Origin of the sequence: Sphingobium sp. Ant17 (assembly GCF_000588875.1) — a bacterium.
In the GTDB taxonomy this organism is placed as follows: domain Bacteria; phylum Pseudomonadota; class Alphaproteobacteria; order Sphingomonadales; family Sphingomonadaceae; genus Sphingobium.
Genome location: NZ_JEMV01000049.1, coordinates 12429 through 33838 on the forward strand (window position 1 = coordinate 12429; position 21410 = coordinate 33838).

A 21410-nucleotide genomic window follows, 5' to 3' on the forward strand; every position below is an offset into this window, starting at 1 on the left:
CTGTCACGCGGAGCGGATTAGAAGACCCCTTTAATGACCCCGGCGATTTTGCGCGCTGTGCTGCCCGACGGCATCGAGGAGAGCCCGACCGATCAACGGCTTGGCAATGATGTGATCAAAGCCGGCTTCGGCGGCACGCTGCGCCAGCACGACGTCATGAAAGCCCGATATCATGATCGCGTGTCCCGACCAGCCAGTCTGCCTGAGATGGCGCAGGATGGCGAAACCGTCGATATCGGGCATCCGATAATCGAGGATTACACAGTCGGCCTCGTTTGCTCGAGGATCGGCCAACAGCGCACGACCTGTCGTGTAGCCGTACACCTTATAGCCGCGCGATCGCAGCAGCAACTGAACGCTGCGCCGCACGCCCGGATCGTCGTCAGAGACAAGGATGGTGTAGCGGCCATCGCACCGGGCACTGACAGATAACATCGCGCGTGATCAATATACCGGTTGAAACCGCTATATCGGTCGCACGGTCACGGCTCAGGGTCGCTACGTAAACTTCGCAGTTACTAGGGTTTGCGGCCCAATCCGGCGGCGAAGGCGATCCTGAGCGCCTCGGACAGGTTGCGGACATCCAGCTTGGTCATGACGCTGGCGCGGTGAACCTCGACCGTCCGCGATGAGCATCCCAGATCGTAGGCAATGGTTTTGTTGGGGTAGCCATTCGCCAAACCCTCGAGCACTTCACGCTCCCGGGGCGTCAGGGCGGCGATGCGCACTTGGGCGTCGGTTGCCTCTATCGCGCGGACGTCGGCATCGTCTATGCGCCCAAAGGCGCGGGTAACTGCTTGAAGGAGGGCAGCCTTCTCGAACGGCTTTTCCAGAAAGTCGACGGCGCCGGCCTTCATCGCCTGCACTGCAACCGAGACATCACCATGCCCTGTGAGAACGACGACCGGCATGTTGATCCCGCGCTCGGCCATGGCGGCCTGAACCGCCAGGCCATCCATTTCCGGCATGCGCACGTCGAGGATAACGCAGCCAATTGTCGCGGACCTGGCCACCTTGAGAAATTCCACCCCTGACGCATAGGTTTCGACAACATAGCCTGCCGTCTTCAGCGCAAAGCCGGCCGCGCGCCGAATTGCTTCCTCGTCGTCGACGAGGTGAATGATCCGCCTATCCTCCATAATCCTCCTCCGCCTTCGCGTGGATCAGCGTGAAATGAAATCGCGTGCCGCCACGCGGGGGGTGCTCGACCCAGATCCTTCCACCGTGCGCCTCGATGATGGTCCGGCAGATCGAAAGGCCGAGGCCCATGCCATCGGACTTGGTCGACACGAACGCGGTGAAGAGCTGCTGCCGAATTTCCTCGGCGATGCCCGGTCCCGTATCCTCGACGGATACTTCGATCAGGCCATCGGGGCGCAGCATGCTCGCGATCCGGAGATCGCGGATCGGCACTTCTGCCATCGCCTCGATCGCGTTGCGCATCAGATTGACGAGCACCTGCTGGACCTGCACGCGGTCGACGAGAACCGGTGTCGCTGCCGGGTCGAGTGCGAAGAAAGTACGAACGCCGCGTTCGCGCGCGCCGACCAACGCCAGCTGGCTTGCCTCGGCGATGACATGCGGCAAGTCATGAACGCTCTTCTCGACCTCTCCGCGCGCCACGAAATCGCGCAGCCGGCGGACGATATGGCCGGCTCGCAAGGTTTCTTGGGCCGCGTCGTCCATCACCGAACGCAGCGACGCGAAGCGCTCGCCCTCCTCTGCCTCGAGCAGATCCCTGATCGTTTCCAGGTAGAGTGCTACCGCCGCGAGAGGCTGGTTGAGTTCGTGCGCAAGGGTAGAGGCCATTGTGCCCATGGCGCTGAGGCGGGAGACGTGCACGAGTTCGGCCTGAAGCTCCTTCAGCTTCAGCTCGTCTTGTTCCTTGGCGGTGAGATCGCGGACGAAGCCGGTGAACATGCGCTGGCCGTCCTCGCCTGCCTCGCCGACGGATAGCTCCATCGGAAAGGTCGAACCGTCGCGGCGCTGCCCGACGACCACGCGGCCGAGCCCGATGATCCGGCGCTCGCCGGTCTGGAGGTAATGGGCGATATACTCGTCGTGACGGCCGCGGTCCGGTTGTGGCATCAGGCACGAGACGTTGTGTCCGATCAGCTCGGCTTCCTGATAGCCGAAGAGGCGCTCGGCGGCTGCGCTGAACGAGGTGATGCTGCCCCCCTCGTCGATGATGATCATCGCGTCGGGGACGGTCGCAAGGATGGATTGCAGATGCTGCTCGCGCGTCTCGATCGAGGCGCGAACGGCAGCCTCATCGGTGACGTCGCGGGTGATGCACGCGAAGCCGCGATGAAGTTCGCCATCGAACAGCGCCGTAATGGTGAGGCGCGCCAGATACTCGGAGCCGTTCTCGCAAACTCTCCAAGCTTCGCGCTCGAATGTTCCTTCGTCTAGCGCCGCTGCCAGATCGGCCCGTGGTCTGCCGGCGGTGATCTCGTCGGGCGGATAGAAAAGATCATGCTGCTTTCCGAGAACATGGTCGAGCGGCCAGCATTCGATCCGCTCGCCTTCCTCATTGTAGCTCAGCACCCGCCCGGAGACATCGAGCAGCGAAAGGACATAGCGGCCGGCCTGACGCAGAAACAGCGCGGCAAGCCGCTCGATCTCGGCAGTGGCATTCTTGGCGTCGGAATCTTTCTTGTCCATGACGCCCGCTCAGCCCAGGAACCAAAGGCGTTTGAGGGATCGAGGTTCAAAGGAGATGTTCAGCGACGCGCCAGGATGGCCTTCATCTCGTCGATTTCCTGTCGCTGCGACTGTTCGATCGACGTGCAGAGACGGACGACCTCCGGGTCGCTCAGCCGCGCTTCGCGGCACATCAGGATCGCGCCCGAATGGTGCGGGATCATCGAGCGCAGGAAGGCTGTGTCGCCGATCGTCGTCTGGGTGCGGATCAGGGCGAAGCTGCCGAAGAAAGCGGTGAGCGAGATGCCGATCAGCGCGATATTGGCGGCCTTCGACGGGAACATGTGCCCCATGGCGAGGATCATCAGCACCACCATTGGCGCGACCATCATCATCGTCATGTAGAGCATGTTCAGGTTGTTGTAGAAGCTGTCGAGACCGTCGATCATGACGAACATCACTAGATACATGATGACGCCGCTGACGAGGGTCTGGAGCGCGAGGCTCCAATAGGCACCCGTTTTCGGGCTGCCGTGGCCGGATGGGTGGTCCATAGGTCCTCTCCTTGGTTCGGCGTGAACCGGATACAGCGGGATCGCCGCACATCCTCTCGCCCATCTGCCGCATCGCCCTTCGCCACTCCCGCACTAGAACCAGAAGCGGACGCCAGCGACGAAGCTCGTGGCATGGACATCTTCCCCGGCAAGGCGGGAGAGCCGTGCCGTTTCTCCCGTTTTGCGCAGATAGGACACGCCGATATAGGGCGCGAACTGGCGGCTGATTTCGTACCGCAGCCGCAGGCCGGGTTCGACGTTGACGAGACCTGAGCCGATGTCGTTCTCGGGCACATCCTGCGCACTGAAATTCACCTCGAGGCGCGGCTGGAGGATGAGGCGCTGGGTGATGCGCTGGTCGTAATAACCCTCGACCCGGCCGAGCAGGTCGCCCTTGGTGGAGAGGAACAGTGCGCCTTCCAATTCGAAGAAGCCGGGCGCCAGGCCCTCGAAGCCGACCGTCGCATAGGTGCGGTCGGGCCCGCGCCCGAAATCCTGCCGGACACCGGCCTGGACGTTGAAATAGGGGTCGATGGCGCGGCTGTAGAGCACCTGCACTTCGGCGGTATCGATCCCGCGCCCGAACTCGCCTTCGCCCTCGCTCTTGAGCCAGAGCCGGTTGATGTCGCCGCCGTAGAAGCCTTCGCCGTCCCAGCGATAGCCGTCGCGGCCGCTATGGGCTTGATACTCGAAGACGTTGAGCAACAGCTGGCCGAAATTATTGCCGCCGCTCTCCTTCATCATGGCCATGCGCGGCTGCGCCATCTCACCGCCGGGAAAATCGCGATCGGCATAATGGTCGTGCGGAACAGGCGGCGGCGGTGCGTCACCGGCGGGAAGCGCCGTCCCCGTCATCTCCATCCCCGGCATCGCGCCCTGGCTGTGCTGGGCGTGATCCATGCCAGGCATGTCGGGCATTGCGCTGCCCTGATGCTGAGAATGGTCCATTCCCGGCATGCTGTCTGGCGAGGCGGCCGGATCCTGCGACTGCGCAGGTGGGTTGGGGCGCGGCGCGGCGTCCTTGTGCTTCTGCTTGTCCTGCGCCGGCTGCGCCCCGCCCGGCGGTGTCATGCCGGGCATGTCGTGCATCGAATGGTCCTGGGCAAAGGTCGGGGTGGCTGCCATGAGCGCGATCACACTGCCCAGTGTGGCAAGTGGCCGGATCATTATGCGTCTCCCTTCGGGCGCACGCTCACGACCCGCATCATGCCGGCATGCATGTGGTAGAGGAGATGGCAGTGGAATGCCCAGTCGCCAACGGCGTCGGCGGTGAAGTCCCAACTCACCTTGCCGCCGGGCTGGACGATCACCGTGTGCTTCCTCGGCGCGTGATCGCCGTGTCCCGTCACCAGTTCGAAGAAATGGCCGTGGATGTGGATCGGGTGGCCCATCATCGTGTCGTTGATGAGGTTGATCCGCACGCGCTCGCCTTCGGTGAAGGGGATCGGTTCGTGATGGTCCGACATTTTCTCCCCGTCGAACGACCACATGAAGCGCTCCATGTTGCCGGTGAGGTGGATGTCGATGCTGCGGCCAGGCGCCCGGACATCGGGGTTGCGCTCCAGTGCCATCAGATCCTTGTAGACGAGTACCTTGTGGCCGACGTCGGCCAAGCCCTGGCCCGGTTCGCCGGTGCGATCGACCGGCATCGGTGAGATGGTCTGAACGCTCGGATCGCGCTTGACCTGCGGTGCATTTGCAAAGTCGCGCATCTTCATCGAGGCCATCTCGTGCCCGCCATGATCCATGCCGTTCATCTGGTCTCCGGCTTCCGCCGCCATTGCCGAATGATCCATCCCGGCCATGCCGGAGTGGTCCATGCCGCTCATCCCGGAATGATCCATGCCCGGCATCACCGCTGCCGTGCCGCCGAGACGCGCCGAGGCGTTCTTCTCGGCGCTGGGATCGACGCCGCGCGGCGCGCCACCCGACATGTCCATGCCTTCCATGCCGGGCGTCGAGGACATGTCCATTCCCATGTCCTTCATGTCGGCGAGCGGTCGCTTGCGCAGCGGCGGCACCTCGGTGGTCATGCCGGCGCGCGGCGCGAGCGTGGCGCGCGCCATGCCCGAGCGGTCGATCGCCTCGCCGACGAGGGTGAAAGCCTTGTCCTCGCTGGGCGTGACGATGAGGTCGTAAGTCTCGGCGACGCCGATCTGAAACTCGTCGACCGTCACCGGCACCACATTCTGCCCGTCGGCCTGGACGATGGTGAGCGGCAGTCCCGGAATACGGACATTGAAGGTGGTCATCGCCGAGGCGTTGATGACGCGCAGCCGCACCCGCTCGCCGGGCGTGAACAGCGCGGTCCAGTTGTCGAACGGGCCATGGCCGTTGACGAGATAGGTATAGGTCGAGCCGGTGACGTCCGAGATGTCGGTCGGGTCCATCCGCATCTGGCCCCAGTCGAGCCGGTCCTTGAGCGGCTGGTCGCGCCCCGAGAGCAGCCCGGCGAGCGTCTGGCGCTGGAAGTTGAAATGACCCGGATTGACCTTGAGGCGACGGAAGATCGCCTCTGGCGACAGCGGGCTGTGGTCGGCCAGAACGATCACATGCTCACGGTCATAGGCAACGGGATCGTCGCCCGCCGGGTCGATGATGATCGGCCCGTAATGACCTTCCTGTTCCTGAAGGCCCGAATGGCTGTGATACCAATAGGTGCCGCTCTGGATGACCGGGAAGTCGTAGAGATAGCTCGAACCCGGCTTGATGCCGGGGAACGACACGCCCGGCACGCCGTCATGCTTCGCCGGGACCAGAAGCCCGTGCCAGTGGATAGAGCTGTCCTCTTCGAGCTGGTTGACGACGTTGAGCCGCACCCTTTGCCCCTCGCGCAAGCGGACCAGCGGCGCGGGGACCGTGCCGTTGATGCCGATGGCGCGAAAGCGATGCCCGTCGATCGTCATCGACTGGCGGGCGATGGTGAGGGTGATGTCCTCGCCGGAGACGGTAGGAAGGGTAGGCCGCAAGCCCGCCGACACGGTTTGCGCCCAGGCAGGCAGCCAGGCCGACAGCGCGGCGGCGCCGCTTGCGAGCGCGGCGCCGCGCAGGAACTGGCGGCGGTCGAACACTGAATTCATAACGCGCTGTCTCTGCTCACATCCAGGAGGGGTTATTGGGAATACGCAGCGTGAGCGCTTACCCCTCAGGAATTTTGCAAGATTTCCGAAAGTCGCGTCCGAGCGCGGTAAAGTCTGGTTTCGACCGCCTTCTGGCTGATCCCGAGGATCTCGGCGGTCTCGGCTTCGGAGCAGCCTTCAACTGTCCGCAGAAGCAGCACTTGCTTGAGCGCGACAGGCAGAGCCGCGATCGCCGTCGTCGTGCGCTCCAGCTCGGTTTCGCCAGCTAGCGTTCTGTCCGCGCCAGGCGTTTCGTCTGCCACGTCGCGTGCTTCGCCCAGCGGCAAAGCGAAGGCGAGCAGCCTGCGAACGGCGCGGCGGCGGTGCCAGTCTCTGCATTTGTTGAGCGCGATACGAGACAGCCAGGCGCGGAACGATCGTTTGCCGTCATACCGGCCCAACGCGGTGAACGCCGAGACGAAGCAGGTCTGGGTTACATCGATGGCTTCCTCGCTATCGCCGACGTGACTGCGCACGAGCCGGTAGACCCAGCCCTGGTGGCGTCGCACCAGTCGCCGAACGCTGCTTGTCGGCCAGCCAGGGCCAGATCCGCAAGCTCCCCGTCCGAGCAGTCGGGGAGGTGGAGCGTCATTTTTTCTGGGCCGTGAGAGCTTTCACCACGGCTTCGTCGAACTTCGCCGCCTGGTCGGGACGGAGCACCGCGCGCATCGCGAAGATATGCTCCAGCGTCTCCTTCTGTAATTCGCCCATTGCCTGATGCGAGCGGTCGACAGCGGCCGAGACCCTCGGGCCATAGCCATGTTCGGCATCGATCGCCTCGGCAAGGCGTACATTGTCGGCGCGCAGCTCAGCCTCGAGCGCCTGACGACGGATCGCATAGCTCTTCTCGATCGTCTCGAGACGAGCATGCTGTCCGGCATCGAGCTTCAGATCGCGGTGTAGCAATTCGTGAAGTTCATTCTCGACGGGCCGATCGGGCACCACATAGACGCGCCCGATCACCACGCCGGCGATCGCCGCGGCAAATGTCAGCAGCGCCAGAAGAACCAGCCGCCGAGGATCGCGCATCACCGCGATCCAAGCAGCGACGAGGGCGCCAAGGCCAGCTGGGCGTCGAACGGCGTGATGGTGCTCGCACCGGCGGATGCCGCGGGCAGCCCAGAGCCGGCAATCCCGATGAGAAGCGCCGCGACCGCAGCAATGCCGAACATGGTGTTGCCTACGCTCGGACTTGCCTGGATGCGCGCGATCTCCGCCATCACCCGATCGTCGAGACCGTGTAGCCGCCGATCGAGCGGCGCATCGCGCAAGCGTCCGAGAAGTGTGTCGAGATCCGTCATCTGCATTCTCCTTCAACCTTAGAATACGCAATAACCCATCATGCCCCTCATGCGATGCGCGCGTGAATATTTTGAGGGGTAAGCCTCGGCGCTGCGTATTCAGCAATACCGTTCTTCGAGAAGGAGTTGCTTTCATGCCTGCACCGCATCGCCTTGCCCTGGCCGCGCTCGCCGCCAGCGTGCTCGTCGCATCCCCGGCCTTCGCCCATCCCAAGCTCCTGTCCTCGACGCCTGTCGCCAATGCGAGCGTCGCGGCCCCGTCGAAGATCACGCTCACTTTCAGCGAGGGCTTGATGCCCAGGTTGTCGGGCGCCGAGATCGTCATGACCGGCATGCCCGGCATGCCCAACCATCGCATGGCGGTCACGGGCTTCAAGACCTCGACCGGCGCTGACGGCAAGACGCTTATCCTGACGCTCGCGCGACCGCTCTCGGCCGGCAGCTATCAGGTCGCCTGGCATGTCGTCTCGACCGATACGCACCGGATTCAGGGCAACCTCGCCTTCACTGTGACGTGACCCGGTGAGCGACGTGGCTCTCGTCGCGATCCGCTGGGCGCTCTACGTCGACCTCGGGCTGCTGTTCGGTCTGCCGCTGTTTGCGCTCTATGCGCTCGGCGGCGGGCGGACCGGGCGGCGGCACCTGCCGATGGTCGCTCCGCTCATCGGCCTCGCGGTGCTCGGCCTCATCCTCTCTTCGCTGGGTTTCCTGTTCCAGGGAGCGGCCATGGCCGGCGTGCCGTTCACCCAGCCGGACATGTCGATCCTCGGCGACCTCCTCGACGAAACGGCGCTGGGCCTCGCGCTCAAGATACGAATGCTGGCGCTTCTTTTCGTGCTGTTCGGCGCTGCGCTGCTGAGCCGATTGCCGCGCGGCGCCACCCTGGGTGTGACGGTCGCAGGCGCAGTCGCGCTGGCGACGCTTGCCTGGTCGGGTCACGGCGCGGCCGGGGAAGGCAATGCGGGGTGGCTGCAACTTGCGGCCGACCTCCTTCATCTCTTTGCGGCCGGGGCATGGGTCGGGGCGATCGCCGCCTTTCTCATCCTGACCCTGCCGACGATCGCGACCGATGACATGGAGCGGGCAATGCTGGCCGAGTGCGCCCTGCGCGGCTTCGCAAGCGTCGGCACGCTGATCGTTGGCCTGCTCATTCTCACCGGCGCCATCAACGGCGCCTTTTTGGTCGGCCCTGACCATGTCCTGACGCTGGCGCAATCGACCTATGGGCTGCTGCTGATCGCCAAGCTCCTGCTTTTTGCCGCGATGGTCGGCCTTGCCGGACTCAACCGCTTCCGCCTCACGCCCGCGCTGAATTTCGCCATTGCGCAACAGGACGCGGCGGCGGCGATGGTCCTGTTGCGCAAGAGCTTGCTCGTCGAGGGCTGCCTGGCGGTCGTCATTCTAGGGCTCGTCGCATGGCTGGGAACACTGTCTCCGCCAATGTCGGTCTAGCGCAATGCCAACCGCCCGAGCAGAGCGAGCGCCATGCAGTCCTACGCGCCGCCCTTGGGAGCCGGATCAACGCAGCCCGGGATCGACTTGAGACATATCCCTGTTTCGCGCAGCCGGGTGTCGAGCGTGGGGGCGTTGAGCGCCAGCCTCGCCGCTTAGGAGAATACGTATTGACCCTGACACGGTGTCAGACCCTACATCGTCAGGCGTCGAAAAGGAGCAAGGCGATGAACGAGACACACTCAGCGGCGCATGGAGGCGGTTGCTGCGGCGGCCACGGTGCGGCGAAACCAGTGGCGGGCGTGAAGGATCCGGTCTGCGGCATGACCGTCGATCCGGCCAAGACCGCCCATCATGCCGAGCATGGCGGCAAGAGCTGGCATTTCTGCAGCGCGGGCTGCCGCTCCAAGTTCATTGCCGATCCGGAGCGCTACTTCCGGCCGGCCGCGTCGCCGGCCGAGGCCCCCGAAGGCACGATCTGGACATGCCCGATGCATCCCGAGATCCGTCAGGACCATCCCGGTGCCTGCCCGATCTGCGGCATGGCGCTCGAGCCGGCAACGGTGACCGCCGACAGCGGCCCCAGTCATGAGCTGATCGATTTCACGCGGCGGTTCTGGGTTGGTCTGGTGCTCGCGGTTCCCGTGTTGATCCTCGAAATGGGGGCGCACCTCTTCCCGGTAATCCATCGCTTGGTGCCGATGTCGGTCTCGGTCTGGGTTCAGCTCGTCCTCGCCACCCCGGTCGTGCTCTGGGCCGGATGGCCGTTCTTCGTGCGGGGCTGGGCCTCGCTCAAGACCCGCAATCTCAACATGTTCACTCTGATCGCCATGGGGACCGGCGTCGCCTGGGTCTACAGCGTCGTCGCGACGCTCGCCCCGCAGATATTTCCGCCCGCATTCCGCGCCGGGGACGGGATGGTCGCGGTCTATTTTGAGGCGGCCGCAGTGATCACCGTCCTTGTGCTGCTGGGGCAGGTACTGGAGCTGCGTGCGCGAGAACGCACCTCCGGCGCGATCAAGGCTCTGCTCAATCTCGCGCCCAAGACCGCGCGTCGCATCGCCGCTGACGGCGCGGAGGAAGAGGTCGGTCTCGAGTTGATCGCCGTGGGCGACCGCCTGCGGGTACGTCCCGGCGAGAAGGTGCCGGTCGACGGCGTGGTCGAGGATGGACGCTCCTCGCTCGACGAATCGATGGTCACCGGCGAATCCATGCCCGTTACCAAGGCCAGGCAAGACAAGGTCATCGGCGGCACGCTCAACCAGACCGGCGCGCTCGTCATCGTCGCCGACAAGGTCGGGCGCGACACGATGCTCGCGCGCATCGTCCAGATGGTCGCGGAGGCGCAGCGCTCGCGCGCGCCGATCCAGCGCATGGCCGATCAGGTCTCGGGCTGGTTCGTCCCCGTCGTCATCGGCATCGCTATCATCGCCTTCATCGCCTGGAGCATCTGGGGCCCGGAGCCGCGCTTCGCCTACGGGCTCGTCGCGGCCGTTGCCGTGCTGATCATCGCCTGTCCCTGCGCGCTCGGGTTGGCCACGCCGATGTCAATCATGGTCGGTGTCGGCCGGGGCGCGGGGCTCGGCGTCCTCATCAAGAATGCCGAGGCCCTTGAGCATATGGAAAAGGTCGACACGCTCGTCGTCGACAAGACCGGCACGCTTACCGAAGGCCGTCCGGCTGTCACGCAGGTCGTGCCGGCTTCCGGCTTCGACGAAGCGGAGCTGCTGCGTCTTGCCGCATCGGTGGAGCGTGCGTCCGAGCATCCGCTGGCACTTGCGATCGTCGAGGCCGCGAAAGACCGTGGCATCGCCATGAGCGAGGTGAGCGACTTCGACTCTCCGACAGGGCGCGGCGCGCTCGGCACCGTCGATGGCCGCCGGATCGTCCTCGGCAATGCCCGCTTCCTGGGCGAGGAGGGGATCGCGACGGAAGCGCTGGCTGAGCAGGCCGACACGCTTCGCCGCGATGGCGCCACGGCGATCTTCATCGGTGTCGACGGCAAGGTGGGAGGAGCGTTCGCGATCGCCGATCCTGTGAAGCAGACGACACCCGAAGCGTTGGCCGCGCTCAAGGCGGAAGGTATCCGCGTCGTCATGCTGACCGGCGACAACCGCACGACCGCCGAAGCGGTCGCGAGACGCCTCGGGATCGACGATGTCGAGGCCGAAGTTCTGCCAGACCAGAAGAGTGCCGTGGTCGCTCGTCTTAAAGCCGAAGGCCGCGTCGTCGCGATGGCTGGAGATGGCGTCAACGACGCGCCGGCGCTGGCTGCCGCCGATGTCGGCATCGCCATGGGCTCGGGGACGGACGTTGCGATCGAGAGCGCGGGCGTGACGCTCCTCAAGGGCGATCTCATGGGCATCGTGCGGGCACGGCGGTTGAGCCAGGCGACCATGTCCAACATCCGCCAGAACCTGGTCTTCGCCTTCATCTACAATGTCGCCGGGGTCCCGGTCGCGGCGGGCGTCCTCTATCCGCTGTTCGGCATCCTCCTGTCACCGATCATCGCGGCGTTGGCGATGGCGCTGTCTTCGGTGAGCGTTGTCACGAACGCGCTCCGCCTCAACCGGCAAGCGCTGTGAAGCAAGGATCATGGCTGCCGACACCGCCGTGATGTCGCAACTCACGCATCACCTCGAAGAGGTTCGCGAAACCGCTGCCGCTTCGGATGCGCTGTTCGTGCGGCTCGACGATCCGGCATCGCTCGCCAGTCACATGACCGGGTCGTTCTGGATGATGGGCGGCGGCGGGATAGAGTATCTGCTCGATGAGCAGTGCGGCAAGGCGATCGGCTCGCGTATCACCATGATCGGCTCGGCCTTCGGGCTCAACCTCCGAGTGGACGAGGTGGTGGTTGAGCATGAGCCCCCGCGGCGCAAGCGATGGCGAACCGTCGGTGCACCGCAGCTCCTGATTATCGGCGGCTACGAGATGGGCTTCGAGATCGAGCCCTTGCCGTCGGGATCGCGATTGCGGGTGTGGATCGACTATGGCTTGCCCGGTTCGTTCCCGGGGCGACTCTTGGGCGCGCTGTTCGCGGGCTTCTACGCCCGCTGGTGCGTGGACCGGATGGTCGGGATGCCGCCCGCACCTTTCCTCTCAAGGCGGGCGAGAAGGGCTCAGCATGAATATCGGGGAGGCTTCGAAACAGACCGGCGTCTCGGAGCGGATGATCCGCCACTATGAGAAGATCGGCCTCATCCCGGCGCCGCCGCGCCGGGGCGCGGGCTATCGCGACTATGGCGAGCGCGACCTTTATCGCCTGCGGTTCATCGCCAATGCGCGCGATCTCGGCTTCCCGATCGCGGAAATTCGGACCCTGCTCAGCCTTTGGGCGGATAATGGCCGCAACAGCGCCGATGTGAAGCGGGTTGCGCTGGCGCGTGCGGAGGAACTTCAGCGCAAGGCCGAAGCCCTGACTACCCTGCGGAAGACACTCCTCGATCTTGCCGAGCAGTGTCACGGCGACGAACGGCCGGATTGTCCCATCATCGCTGAGCTGACTGTCGGTAGAAAATGGTAAAGCAGCCCGTCTCTCGGATCAGACCCGCTCTGGTGGGCGGAGTGTTGATCGCACTTGGCGTTCTCACGATGGGGCTTTCGATATATTTCCTCGGATTCCGTCCACCACTGCTCCCGGAGGATGTTCGCTATATTGGCGGCAATCCGCAGGCTCTTTCGCCAGCATTGCGGGATTGGCTTGGCATCGTATTTAACACGTGGGGAGGCTTTATCGCGGGATACGGAACCATGTTGACCGGAGCCGGCGTTTTCATGCTGACTGGGCGGAATAGCTGGCTGATCAGGGCGACCGCACTAAGTCTCCTGATCGTATTCGGCCGCTTTCTTTACAGCAATATCGTCCTGAGTTCCGACTTTCTGTGGGTTATTGCGGGCCTGTTTGCGTTGTCATTGGCCGCCGTTTATCTTCTCATCGTTGAACTCTAACGCGATTTTGAGATAGCGATCGAAGATCGGCTTGCCCTTTGGCAGGAATGAGCCCGCACCAAAGCCGCCGGCCGGGGTGGTATCATCACCTTCTTGGCGAAGGTGGCGCAGCTTATGACGGCGTTTCGCTGTCACTCCGGGCTGGCTAAGCCGAAGGAAGCGCAGTTATATGGCTGTGTTTAGAGGCTCACGGCAGCTTTCCCATTCCTGCCGAAAAGGCGATCCTCAAGGTTTGGGAAAGGGTATGGACGCCGAGTTTGGACATGAGGTTGGCGCGATGGACCTCGACCGTTCGGGAAGAGATGCCGAGGTCGTAGGCGATAGTCTTGTTCGGGTGGCCCTGGGCGAGACCTTCAAGAACATCCCTTTCACGCTGCGTCAGCAGATCAATCAGCCTCCGCGCTCCGGCTTCTTCGACGGTACGGCTATCTGCCCGATCAATGCGCGCGAAAGCGCGGTCGATCGCATCGAGCAGTATGGCCCTTTCGATCGGCTTGGCGAGAAAGTCCACGGCGCCTGCCTTCATCGCCTGGACTGCCAGCGCCACATCGCCATTTCCGGTCAGCACGACGACCGGCATGTCGATGTTTATCTGTGCCAGGGCGGCCTGAACCTCTAGACCATCCATGTCCGGCATATGCATGTCCAAAATGACGCACCCGTTCTCGGCCTCATCTGCACTCTGCAGAAATTCCGGTCCCGACGCATAAGTCTCAACGACAAACCCCGCCGTGCGTAGCGTGAATCCAACTGCTTTCCTGATTGTCTCTTCGTCATCGACGATATGAACGACGCGCTTGTCCCCCATGGTCCTCCTAGGCAAACCGAACCGGCACCATGCTGCAGCGGCGATCATGGCGCCGCTTCGCGCGGGCCTTGTGCGGGTTGGACCATAGTCCAAGGTCAAGAGGGATTTGCACTGTTGCACGCGCGGGGCTGATCGCACACGCGTTCCAGTCGGTGCGGACGGTCAGGAACGTGCGATCGTTGGCTCACCAATCGCGAAGGTGGACCCATGCCGATTACAGGAGGCTGTGAACCGCCTCGGCGATCATGGGCACCGTGTCGATACCGTTAGAAGCGTGGACAACTGTGTTGGTGCTGACGATGCGGCCAACAAGCGCGCCCAGCACCTGTGCTGCGTCTCCCGCGAAGAGGGGATGCACCACCGCGCAATCGGGCGGCGCAAAACCCATGCCAACGAGCTGGCGCGCAGCGCCCGCGAGTGTGCGGCCCGATGAGGCGATATCATCTACCAGCACCGCCTGGCGGTTGGAAAAGGTGGAGGCATCGGGGATCGAGATGGTCACCTCGCGATCGCCGGAACGCGCCTTCTCGCAAACGAGGTACGGCGCGTCAGCGTCCGCTGCTACCTGCGCCACCCATTGCTGGCTTTCCGCGTCGGGTCCAATGATCAGCGGTCGGGCGACATTCTGCTTGATCCAGGACGCCATCAGCGGCGCGGCATGAACGACCCGAGTAGGAATGCGGTAGATTTCCGACAGATCATGATAGCGGTGGAGATGGGGATCGACCGTCACCATCCAGTCGAGATGGCGCGACAGGACGGCGGAAAAGGTGCGCGACGTCACGGCCTCGCCGGGATGGAAGCGCACGTCTTGGCGCATGTAGGCAAGATAGGGAGCGACAAGGCCAGCCTTGCGCGCCCCAAGCTCGCGAACCGTGTCCGCTGCGAACAGAAGTGGCAACAGCTTTGCATTCGGACGATCGAGGCTGCACAGGAGGACGACGTCACGATCGGCGACATCGCTTACGGTCCTGAGATACGATTCTCCGTCCGGGAACTCGCGGTGCTCCAGTACGCCCGGCTGTGCGCCGAGCGCGGCACACAAGGCCTGGAGGAGCGCCTCACTGCCGGGAAGCGCGAAGACGATCGGCCGGCTCATTCCGCGGCGATCCCGAAGATCGCACCATTGCTCACCGCGAAGGCTGCCGCATAGTCGAGTTCGCCTGGGCTCTCGGCATGTATGGTGCACAGGGGTGTGCCTGCCTCAACTCTCTGGTTCAGGCGGCTATGGAGCGCGACTCCCGCGGCTTTGGCCATCGGGGCGCCGGCGAGCTTTGCGACGGTCGCGAGCTTGCGGTTGTCGATGCTGACGAGCCGGCCGGTATAAGGCGCGATCATATCCTGCTGAAATGGGGCAACCGGGGGTGCGCGCATGCCGCCCTGAGCTTCGCAGATGCGTTGGAATTTCGCCCAGGCACGGCCGCTTTCGAGACTTTCCAGCGCCCGCGCGAACCCTCCGCCGGCTGGTGTTGCCCCCGCCAACTCGAAGAGGCCTCCGGCGAGTTCGCATGCGCGCTGCGCGAGATCCTCCGCGCCGGGTTCGCCTTGAAGCACGGCCAGTATATCCTGAGCTTCGAGCGCCGGGCCGATGCCACGTCCGATCGGCTCGGCGCCTGAGCCGCACATTACGCGGGTACGCAAGCCAAAGGCTTCGGCGACCGACGTCAGCGCCGTTGAGAGTGTGTCGGCCGCATCGGCGCTGCGCACCTTGGCAGTCGGACCGACCGGGATGTCGATCACGAGATGGGTCGCGCCGGCGGCGATCTTCTTGGAGAGAACCGAGGCCACCATCTGGCCGACCGCATCGATGTCGAGCACCCGTTCGACTCCGATGATTACATCGTCGGCCGGACTCAGCCGGACGGCGCCGCCCCACACGATACACCCGCCTTCGCGTTCGACCACCCGGCGGATCGCGGGGACGTCGAGGTCGACGGGTGCCAGTACTTCCATCGTGTCGGCGGTGCCGGCCGGCGAGGTGATCGCCCGCGAGGATGTCTTGGGCATGATCAAGCCTTCAGCGGCCATGATCGAGACGACGATCGGCGTCGTGCGATTTCCCGGCAATCCGCCGACACTATGCTTGTCGACGATGACCGCGCCGGGCCAGCTCAGCCGCTCACCGACATCAACCATGGCCCTGGTGAGCCCGATGGTTTCATCCTGATCGAGCGGCACTGCCGAACAGGCCGTCACGAAGGCTGCGAGATGGACATCGCTGTACCGACGCTCGGTGATGTCGCTGATGATCGCGGAGAAGGCCTCTTTGCCAAGCCGGTTCCCGTAGATGCGACGGCGTACGTCGCTGAGCGAGGCGAGCGGCTGGGCGTGCGTGATCTCGACCAGATCGTCGTCACGGACACCGAGCCGATGCCACGCTGTCTCGGACAGGCCTATTTCCCCGGGCGCAGGAGCATCGCCCGAGCTGTGCAGCAAGGAAACCACCACTTCGTTGTCGCCGGCACGGAGGCTGACTTGCGCCCGCGAGGCGAGGCCTTCGGATCGGCAGACCGGGCAGTCGTGGCGCATGACTGCAATGAGGTCGTTGCCGGCTGCGGTCAGGCCGAGGCGGCGCGCCCGCAGCGTCGTCGCGACGGGCTCCGAATCGGCCTCCTCGATTGCAGAAGCTCTCACGCGAGCAGGCCCCAGCTTCCTAATGCCGGCACGCTGCACGACCAGTTCAGTTCTTCCGAGATGCGCTTCGCCAGCACATGCGCGCCGGTCGGCTCGCCGTGAGTGACATAGACGTGTCGTGGCCCCTCGTGCAGCGCGCCGAGCCACCGCATGAGCTCGTCGCTGTCAGCGTGGGCCGAGAGCATGGTGAGGTTCGCGACCTCGGCCGCGACCGGGATATATTCGCCGTGGATCTTGATCGTCCGGGCCCCGCCGATTATCGCCGCGCCGCGTGTCCCCGCCGCCTGGAACCCCGAAAAGAGGATGAGGTTCTTCCCATCGGGTGCGAAGCGCTTGAGATGATGGAGAACGCGGCCGCCGGTCGCCATGCCGCTTGCCGAAATGATGACCTTGGGGGCGGCATTGGCGGTCAGCTCCTTGGACTCCTCGACCTCCCGTACATAATGCGCCACCCCACAGGCAGTTTCGCACTCCGCGCGACTCAGCCGGTGCTCCCCCCATGAAGTCGCACATCAGCCCGCTCGCATTGATCGCCATCGGGCTGTCGAGATAGATGGGAATGTCCCGCAGGCGTCCGTCAGCGCGCAGGCGGGACAGGTGATACAGCAGCGACTGGGCGCGCCCGACCGCGAAGGCTGGGATGACGACAGTTCCGCCGCGCCTGACGCATCGTTCGATATGATCACCCAGCACCCTTGCCGGATCGACCTGCTCGTGCCGGCGATCTCCATAGGTTGATTCCACGACGACGTAATCTGCCCGCTCAGGCGGCTCGGGATCCTTCATGACTGCGTCGCCATAACGTCCGACATCGCCGGAGAAGAGGATCGTGCGACCGTTCCAGTCGATCTCGATCGATGCGGCGCCGAGAATATGGCCGGCGCGGTGATAGCGCGCCTTGATACCGTCGGCGATTGCGTGCCACGCTCCGAACTCGACCGTTCGGAACAGCTGCAGCGCCATGCGCGCGTCGGCCTGGGTGTAGAGAGGCAGCGCGGGTTGGTGCCGTGAAAAGCCGTGGCGATTGGCAAACTCGGCGTCCTTCTCCTGGAGGTGTCCGCTGTCCGGCAGAAGAAGTTCGCACAAGGCTTCGGTGGCCCGTGTGCTGAGAACGGTTCCATCCCAGCCGAGACGCGCCATGCGCGGCAGAGCGCCGGAATGATCGAGATGCGCATGGGTCAGCAGCACCAGGTCGACGTCGGCGACCTCGGGCGGAATGGGCGCCCAGTTGAGGCGGCGCAGGTCCCTAGGCCCCTGGAACAGGCCGGAATCTATGACGACCTGCGTCTCGCCGTCATCCACCAGGTAACGCGAGCCCGTGACGGTCTCCGATGCGCCGAGGAAGGCGATGCCGAGACCGTCGGCAGGACGCTCCGCAAGGTCGATCTTTGCCTCGCGCTCGAGCACGGTCGCCCCCAAATGGGCGCGGGACCTGTGTTTCTTCTTTCGCTTGTGCATGAATTCTGGCTGCCTCTCGCGATTATCTAGTGCCGTGCAGATTTCCTGGTCCGAGACGCTAGAAACTATACGCAAAGACCGCAGGTAACGCGGAGCCGCCCTGGCTTCGATGAAAAGGCGGACTACGCTGGGCGGGCAGGGCTGAACCGCAGGGAGCACCGCCGCCCGCGCGGTCCGCTGCGGTGTCTACTTATACCGCGCCTTCTGGACCGGGATCTATGCTCGTCGGGCATTGACCAGAAGAGAGCGGTATGAACGATCATGACCATCAGATACGCCGGCGCGGGACGTTCGTCCTGATCGGATTTCTGCTCGTTGCCGGCTTCTTCCTGATCACTGAGCACACCGCGCACTTTTTTGGCCTGCTCCCCTACCTGATTCTTCTCGCTTGTCCGCTCATGCACCTGTTCATGCATAATGGTCATGGCGGTCATCAGCATGCTCATGACCAGGAGACCGGCCGCGCCCCGCTGGCCAATCTCAATGAGCGCGCCGAGGGAGAGCCGCGATGACGCATATCGATTACGGCTACGGCCTGTGGGGGCTCGCGCTGGTCAACGCAGCCGTGTTCATCCTGTTCGCATTCAGCTTCTTCAAGCCGGCAACCAAGCGCGACTGGCGCAGTTTCGGAGCGTTCAGCGCGTTCATCGTCGCCCTCTTCGCCGAGATGTATGGGTTCCCGCTAACGATTTTCGTGCTTTCAGGATGGCTCCAGTCCCACTTCCCCGGCGTCAACTGGTGGAGCCACGACGCCGGCCACCTCCTCGAGATGATGTTTGGCTGGCGCATCAACCCTCATTTCGGGCTGTTCCACATTGCCAGCTTCGTGCTGATCGGCGCCGGCTTCTGGCTGATCGCCGTTGGATGGACGGCGCTTCATGAAAGCCAGCGCCGGCATAAGCTCGCTACCACCGGAATCTATGGCTTGGTTCGCCACCCACAGTATGATGGGTTCGTATTGGTGATGGTCGGCTTCTTGCTGCAGTGGCCGACCATCCTCACGCTGGCGATGTTTCCAGTACTTGTCGTCATGTATTTGCGTCTGGCACGGGCCGAAGAGCGTGAGGCGCTCGCCGAATTTGGCGATGCTTATCGTCGCTACACAAAGACCGTTCCACCGTTTGTGCCCCACCTTGCGCGCCTGTTCGGTGCGACGCGTGACGCAAGCGCGGATCAACAATGAAATTCCTGCCGGCCGCGACCTTTTGATCGGTCGCATCGCCGAGCTGACTGGAACACGCAATCGCCACACCGAGAAAGAGCACTGGCCATGGCAGATCCGTTGAAACCGACCACATCGCCGCTTGCTGCTCGCGCAATCCCGAAGGGGCCTGCGGCCGCCTTTCATGCGGGACTGCGAGCATATATGCTCGCGGTCTACAACTACATGGCCAGCGGTCTATTGTTGACCGGGATCGTCGCCTTGTTCGTTGTCAACAGCACTGGCGTGCGTGCCGTATTTTTCACGGCGAGCGGCGCTCCGACGTTGCTCGGATGGATCGCGGTCTTCGCACCACTCGCCCTCGTCTTTACGCTCAGCTTCGGCATCAACCGGCTATCCGAGCGCACCGTCAAGACATTGTTCTGGACTTATGCGATCCTGATGGGCGTGTCGCTCTCGACAATCTTTCTCGCCTATACCGGCGTGAGTGTCGCGCGCACTTTCTTCGTCGCTGCCGCAGCCTTCGGGGGCCTGAGCCTATGGGGTTACACTACCAAGAGGAATCTGTCGGCGTTTGGAACCTTCCTGATCATGGGCGTCGTCGGCCTGCTCATCGCCATGATCGTCAACATGTTCCTGCGGTCGTCCGCTTTGGATCTCATCGTCAGCGCGGTTGGCGTGCTCCTGTTTGCGGGCTTGACGGCTTTCGACACGCAAAAGATCAAGAGCGTCTACTTCGAGGTGGCCGGTTCGGAATTCCACGGCAAGGCGGTCGTGATGGGGGCGCTTACCCTTTATCTCGACTTCATCAACCTGTTCCTGTTCCTGCTGCGCTTCATGGGCGACCGGCGGCAATAGGTCGTGTCGGCTCCAGTGCATTATTGGGACACAGATTCACGGTAGGGCCTTAAATACATCTGTCCTGTAAGAAAACTTAGAGCCCGATCCGAAATTAAGTTGAGTGGTATCAGCGGGTTAGCTTGACGCTTGCCGCAGTCGTTGATTCAGGGGTTTTGCAACAAACTTCCGGAGATCAACGATGTGGACCGATACCACTCGGGCGCAATATGCCCGCGCGGGACTGACTTTGCCAAGCGATTTGACCGATGCCGAATGGTCGGTGCTCGAACCTTTCTTGCCGCCACCCTCCCACGTAGGCCGTCCGCGCAAATGGCCGCTGCGACGGATCGTCGAGGCGATCCTGTATCTGCTGCGTGGGGGGCTGCCGTGGCGAATGCTGCCGCCCTGCTTTCCGCCGGTCTCGACGGTTCGGCGCTGGTTTTACCTGTGGCGCGATAACAAACTGTGGCTCTCGCTCAATCATACCCTGCTGTTGATGGCGCGTGAAGCGACAGGCCGGCGAGGCTTCGCCCAGTGCTGGCGTGATCGATAGTCAGAGCGTGAAAACAACGGAAAGTGGCGGCCCTCGCGGCTTTGACGCGGGCAAAAAAATCAAGGGCGMGCAAGCGCCACATCCTCACCGACACCGAGGGCCATTTGGTTCATGCGGTGATCCATACCGCCGACATTCAGGACCGCGACGGCGCGCCGCTGGTCCTGCGTGAAATCATCCACCGCTTTCCATGGCTGCGCCATGTCTTTGCCGATGGCGGCTATGCTGGCGACAAGCTCAGGGAAGCCCTCCGGCGTACCGGCAAATGGACTGTCGAGATCGTCAAGCGATCCGATGTTGCAAAAGGCTTCGTGGTTCTTCCGCGCCGCTGGGTCGTCGAGCGAACACTGGCTTGGCTGAACCGCAACCGTCGCTCGCCAAGGACTTTGAACAGACCATCGCATCGGCAACTGCGTGGCTGTTCATAGCTTCCATCCAGCTATTCGCGCGTCGCATCGCAAGACTATGAAATTTCATCGGATAATTATGAATCAGGCTCTTAAAGCCGACGTAACGCTGACCGTAAATGCCCGGACGCTAGCGCTGGCGATGCGCGCGTCCGGTTATCCGCAGATTTTGCGGCAGCGCTCTAAGCTGGATTTTGTTTCAACGACGACCATAGGTTTGATATGGCGCTTCAATATTTTTGTTTCAAGACACCCTTCGCCGCCACACGAAAACTTTTGACTTGCTGGTCGATCGCATCAAGGGAAGCTGATTTTTGCACGCGATCTTCTTGAAGAGTTCGGCGCGTCAGCTATTCAAAAAGGGGGAAGAAAGCTCGTATCGCCAAAAACGGCAACGGCAAAGGTCAGTAGATTGAGCGGCAATCCGACACGCACGAAATCCATGTAGCGATAACCGCCCATTTGATAGACAATTACGTTTGTCTGGTACCCAAAGGGAGTGGCGAAAGCCGCGCTCCCGGCCATCAT

21 protein-coding genes and 4 pseudogenes are annotated in these 21410 nt (G+C 63.3%); 11 read left to right on the forward strand and 14 right to left on the reverse strand.

Translation table 11 applies throughout. The features are described from left to right. Positions 1 to 30: 30 nt before the first annotated feature. From BF95_RS18195 to BF95_RS18235, 9 genes and pseudogenes are all read right to left on the reverse strand, one after another. Positions 31 to 435 carry a response regulator gene (locus BF95_RS18195; RefSeq protein ID WP_021244005.1) on the reverse strand — a complete coding sequence of 135 codons (405 nt, stop codon included), beginning with the start codon at positions 433 to 435 and terminating at the stop codon, positions 31 to 33. An 83-nt stretch (positions 436 to 518) separates the two neighbouring features. Further along, complete coding sequence (locus BF95_RS18200) at positions 519 to 1139, reverse strand: response regulator transcription factor (RefSeq protein ID WP_021244006.1); 621 nt, start codon at positions 1137 to 1139, stop codon at positions 519 to 521. Further along, on the reverse strand, positions 1129 to 2664 hold the full coding sequence (locus BF95_RS18205) for a PAS domain-containing sensor histidine kinase (protein ID WP_051520102.1): 1536 nt from the start codon (positions 2662 to 2664) through the stop codon (positions 1129 to 1131). Before BF95_RS18205 ends, BF95_RS18200 begins: the two co-directional genes overlap by 11 nt. Positions 2665 to 2723: 59 nt before the next feature. Beyond that, entirely contained in the window at positions 2724 to 3197 is a 474-nt protein-coding gene (locus tag BF95_RS18210) for a DUF305 domain-containing protein (protein WP_043153210.1), read from the reverse strand. Positions 3198 to 3290: 93 nt separating this feature from the next. Then, positions 3291 to 4364: a copper resistance protein B gene (locus tag BF95_RS18215; RefSeq protein WP_043153212.1), complete on the reverse strand. Its 1074-nt coding sequence runs from the start codon at positions 4362 to 4364 to the stop codon at positions 3291 to 3293. Continuing rightward, entirely contained in the window at positions 4364 to 6277 is a 1914-nt protein-coding gene (locus BF95_RS18220) for a copper resistance system multicopper oxidase (RefSeq protein WP_043153213.1), read from the reverse strand. The genes BF95_RS18215 and BF95_RS18220 overlap by 1 nt, the downstream gene beginning before the upstream one ends. A 65-nt stretch (positions 6278 to 6342) precedes the next feature. Continuing rightward, positions 6343 to 6908 (reverse strand): annotated as a pseudogene (locus tag BF95_RS18225) (RNA polymerase sigma factor). Then, on the reverse strand, positions 6905 to 7345 hold the full coding sequence (locus tag BF95_RS18230; RefSeq protein ID WP_021244012.1) for a periplasmic heavy metal sensor: 441 nt from the start codon (positions 7343 to 7345) through the stop codon (positions 6905 to 6907). The pseudogene BF95_RS18225 and the gene BF95_RS18230 overlap by 4 nt, the downstream one beginning before the upstream one ends. After that, positions 7345 to 7617, reverse strand: a complete 273-nt coding sequence (locus BF95_RS18235; RefSeq protein WP_031290677.1) for a hypothetical protein — start codon at positions 7615 to 7617, stop codon at positions 7345 to 7347. The genes BF95_RS18230 and BF95_RS18235 overlap by 1 nt, the downstream gene beginning before the upstream one ends. Positions 7618 to 7751: 134 nt before the next feature. On the opposite strand from BF95_RS18235, the gene copC reads away from it, so the two are divergent. The 6 genes from copC to BF95_RS18265 all read left to right on the forward strand — a co-directional run bounded on the left by copC (position 7752) and on the right by BF95_RS18265 (position 13020). Further along, positions 7752 to 8135 (forward strand): copper homeostasis periplasmic binding protein CopC, encoded by a 384-nt coding sequence (gene copC / locus BF95_RS18240; RefSeq protein ID WP_021244014.1) that lies wholly within the window; start codon positions 7752 to 7754, stop codon positions 8133 to 8135. A gap of 4 nt (positions 8136 to 8139) precedes the next feature. Beyond that, positions 8140 to 9069, forward strand: coding sequence for a copper homeostasis membrane protein CopD (gene copD / locus BF95_RS18245; protein WP_043153217.1), 930 nt, complete (start codon positions 8140 to 8142; stop codon positions 9067 to 9069). Between the two features lie 227 nt (positions 9070 to 9296). Then, entirely contained in the window at positions 9297 to 11654 is a 2358-nt protein-coding gene (locus BF95_RS18250; RefSeq protein ID WP_043153218.1) for a heavy metal translocating P-type ATPase, read from the forward strand. Positions 11655 to 11664: 10 nt separating this feature from the next. Continuing rightward, entirely contained in the window at positions 11665 to 12258 is a 594-nt protein-coding gene (locus BF95_RS18255; RefSeq protein ID WP_200867003.1) for an SRPBCC family protein, read from the forward strand. Then, positions 12197 to 12595: a Cu(I)-responsive transcriptional regulator gene (gene cueR / locus BF95_RS18260; protein ID WP_043153220.1), complete on the forward strand. Its 399-nt coding sequence runs from the start codon at positions 12197 to 12199 to the stop codon at positions 12593 to 12595. Before BF95_RS18255 ends, cueR begins: the two co-directional genes overlap by 62 nt. Positions 12596 to 12639: 44 nt before the next feature. Beyond that, the gene (locus BF95_RS18265; RefSeq protein WP_200867004.1) at positions 12640 to 13020 is read left to right on the forward strand and encodes a hypothetical protein; all 381 of its coding nucleotides are present in this window, start codon (positions 12640 to 12642) and stop codon (positions 13018 to 13020) included. 187 nt (positions 13021 to 13207) lie between these two features. On the opposite strand, the gene BF95_RS18270 is transcribed toward BF95_RS18265, so the two are convergent. The 4 genes and pseudogenes from BF95_RS18270 to BF95_RS18285 form a co-directional block, all read right to left on the reverse strand. Then, complete coding sequence (locus BF95_RS18270) at positions 13208 to 13828, reverse strand: response regulator transcription factor (RefSeq protein ID WP_043153223.1); 621 nt, start codon at positions 13826 to 13828, stop codon at positions 13208 to 13210. Between the two features lie 214 nt (positions 13829 to 14042). Continuing rightward, positions 14043 to 14927: a ribose-phosphate pyrophosphokinase gene (locus tag BF95_RS18275; RefSeq protein WP_043153225.1), complete on the reverse strand. Its 885-nt coding sequence runs from the start codon at positions 14925 to 14927 to the stop codon at positions 14043 to 14045. Beyond that, positions 14924 to 16462: a thymidine phosphorylase family protein gene (locus tag BF95_RS18280; protein WP_043153228.1), complete on the reverse strand. Its 1539-nt coding sequence runs from the start codon at positions 16460 to 16462 to the stop codon at positions 14924 to 14926. Before BF95_RS18280 ends, BF95_RS18275 begins: the two co-directional genes overlap by 4 nt. Further along, positions 16459 to 17920 (reverse strand): annotated as a pseudogene (locus BF95_RS18285) (MBL fold metallo-hydrolase RNA specificity domain-containing protein). Before BF95_RS18285 ends, BF95_RS18280 begins: the two are co-directional and overlap by 4 nt. Before the next feature lie 251 nt (positions 17921 to 18171). Here BF95_RS18285 and BF95_RS18290 point away from each other — a divergent pair. From BF95_RS18290 to BF95_RS27500, 5 genes and pseudogenes are all read left to right on the forward strand, one after another. Next, the gene (locus BF95_RS18290) at positions 18172 to 18432 is read left to right on the forward strand and encodes a DUF2933 domain-containing protein (RefSeq protein WP_043153230.1); all 261 of its coding nucleotides are present in this window, start codon (positions 18172 to 18174) and stop codon (positions 18430 to 18432) included. Continuing rightward, positions 18429 to 19103, forward strand: a complete 675-nt coding sequence (locus BF95_RS18295) for a methyltransferase family protein (protein ID WP_043153233.1) — start codon at positions 18429 to 18431, stop codon at positions 19101 to 19103. Before BF95_RS18290 ends, BF95_RS18295 begins: the two co-directional genes overlap by 4 nt. A gap of 183 nt (positions 19104 to 19286) precedes the next feature. Further along, complete coding sequence (locus tag BF95_RS18300) at positions 19287 to 19940, forward strand: Bax inhibitor-1/YccA family protein (RefSeq protein ID WP_235209847.1); 654 nt, start codon at positions 19287 to 19289, stop codon at positions 19938 to 19940. Between the two features lie 181 nt (positions 19941 to 20121). Then, a pseudogene (locus tag BF95_RS18305) lies at positions 20122 to 20944 on the forward strand (IS5 family transposase). Positions 20945 to 20961: 17 nt separating this feature from the next. Next, complete coding sequence (locus BF95_RS27500) at positions 20962 to 21162, forward strand: hypothetical protein (RefSeq protein ID WP_152542805.1); 201 nt, start codon at positions 20962 to 20964, stop codon at positions 21160 to 21162. A 70-nt stretch (positions 21163 to 21232) separates the two neighbouring features. Here the strand turns inward: BF95_RS27500 and BF95_RS29530 are convergent. Beyond that, a pseudogene (locus tag BF95_RS29530) lies at positions 21233 to 21410 on the reverse strand (SLC13 family permease); the annotation flags it as partial.

Excerpts from the sequence above, each read along its gene's own strand:
- BF95_RS27500 (WP_152542805.1), top strand. The coding sequence starts at position 20,962 with ATGAATCAGGCTCTTAAAGCCGACGTAACGCTGACCGTAAATGCCCGG.
- BF95_RS18200 (WP_021244006.1), bottom strand. The coding sequence starts at position 1,139 with ATGGAGGATAGGCGGATCATTCACCTCGTCGACGACGAGGAAGCAATT.
- BF95_RS18300 (WP_235209847.1), top strand. The coding sequence starts at position 19,287 with ATGCTCGCGGTCTACAACTACATGGCCAGCGGTCTATTGTTGACCGGG.
- BF95_RS18270 (WP_043153223.1), bottom strand. The coding sequence starts at position 13,828 with ATGGGGGACAAGCGCGTCGTTCATATCGTCGATGACGAAGAGACAATC.
- BF95_RS18195 (WP_021244005.1), bottom strand. The coding sequence starts at position 435 with ATGTTATCTGTCAGTGCCCGGTGCGATGGCCGCTACACCATCCTTGTC.
- BF95_RS18235 (WP_031290677.1), bottom strand. The coding sequence starts at position 7,617 with ATGACGGATCTCGACACACTTCTCGGACGCTTGCGCGATGCGCCGCTC.
- copC (WP_021244014.1), top strand. The coding sequence starts at position 7,752 with ATGCCTGCACCGCATCGCCTTGCCCTGGCCGCGCTCGCCGCCAGCGTG.
- BF95_RS18295 (WP_043153233.1), top strand. The coding sequence starts at position 18,429 with ATGACGCATATCGATTACGGCTACGGCCTGTGGGGGCTCGCGCTGGTC.
- BF95_RS18230 (WP_021244012.1), bottom strand. The coding sequence starts at position 7,345 with ATGCGCGATCCTCGGCGGCTGGTTCTTCTGGCGCTGCTGACATTTGCC.
- BF95_RS18210 (WP_043153210.1), bottom strand. The coding sequence starts at position 3,197 with ATGGACCACCCATCCGGCCACGGCAGCCCGAAAACGGGTGCCTATTGG.
- cueR (WP_043153220.1), top strand. The coding sequence starts at position 12,197 with ATGAATATCGGGGAGGCTTCGAAACAGACCGGCGTCTCGGAGCGGATG.
- BF95_RS18275 (WP_043153225.1), bottom strand. The coding sequence starts at position 14,927 with ATGAGCCGGCCGATCGTCTTCGCGCTTCCCGGCAGTGAGGCGCTCCTC.
- BF95_RS18220 (WP_043153213.1), bottom strand. The coding sequence starts at position 6,277 with ATGAATTCAGTGTTCGACCGCCGCCAGTTCCTGCGCGGCGCCGCGCTC.
- BF95_RS18205 (WP_051520102.1), bottom strand. The coding sequence starts at position 2,664 with ATGGACAAGAAAGATTCCGACGCCAAGAATGCCACTGCCGAGATCGAG.
- BF95_RS18215 (WP_043153212.1), bottom strand. The coding sequence starts at position 4,364 with ATGATCCGGCCACTTGCCACACTGGGCAGTGTGATCGCGCTCATGGCA.
- BF95_RS18250 (WP_043153218.1), top strand. The coding sequence starts at position 9,297 with ATGAACGAGACACACTCAGCGGCGCATGGAGGCGGTTGCTGCGGCGGC.
- BF95_RS18290 (WP_043153230.1), top strand. The coding sequence starts at position 18,172 with ATGAACGATCATGACCATCAGATACGCCGGCGCGGGACGTTCGTCCTG.
- BF95_RS18255 (WP_200867003.1), top strand. The coding sequence starts at position 11,665 with ATGGCTGCCGACACCGCCGTGATGTCGCAACTCACGCATCACCTCGAA.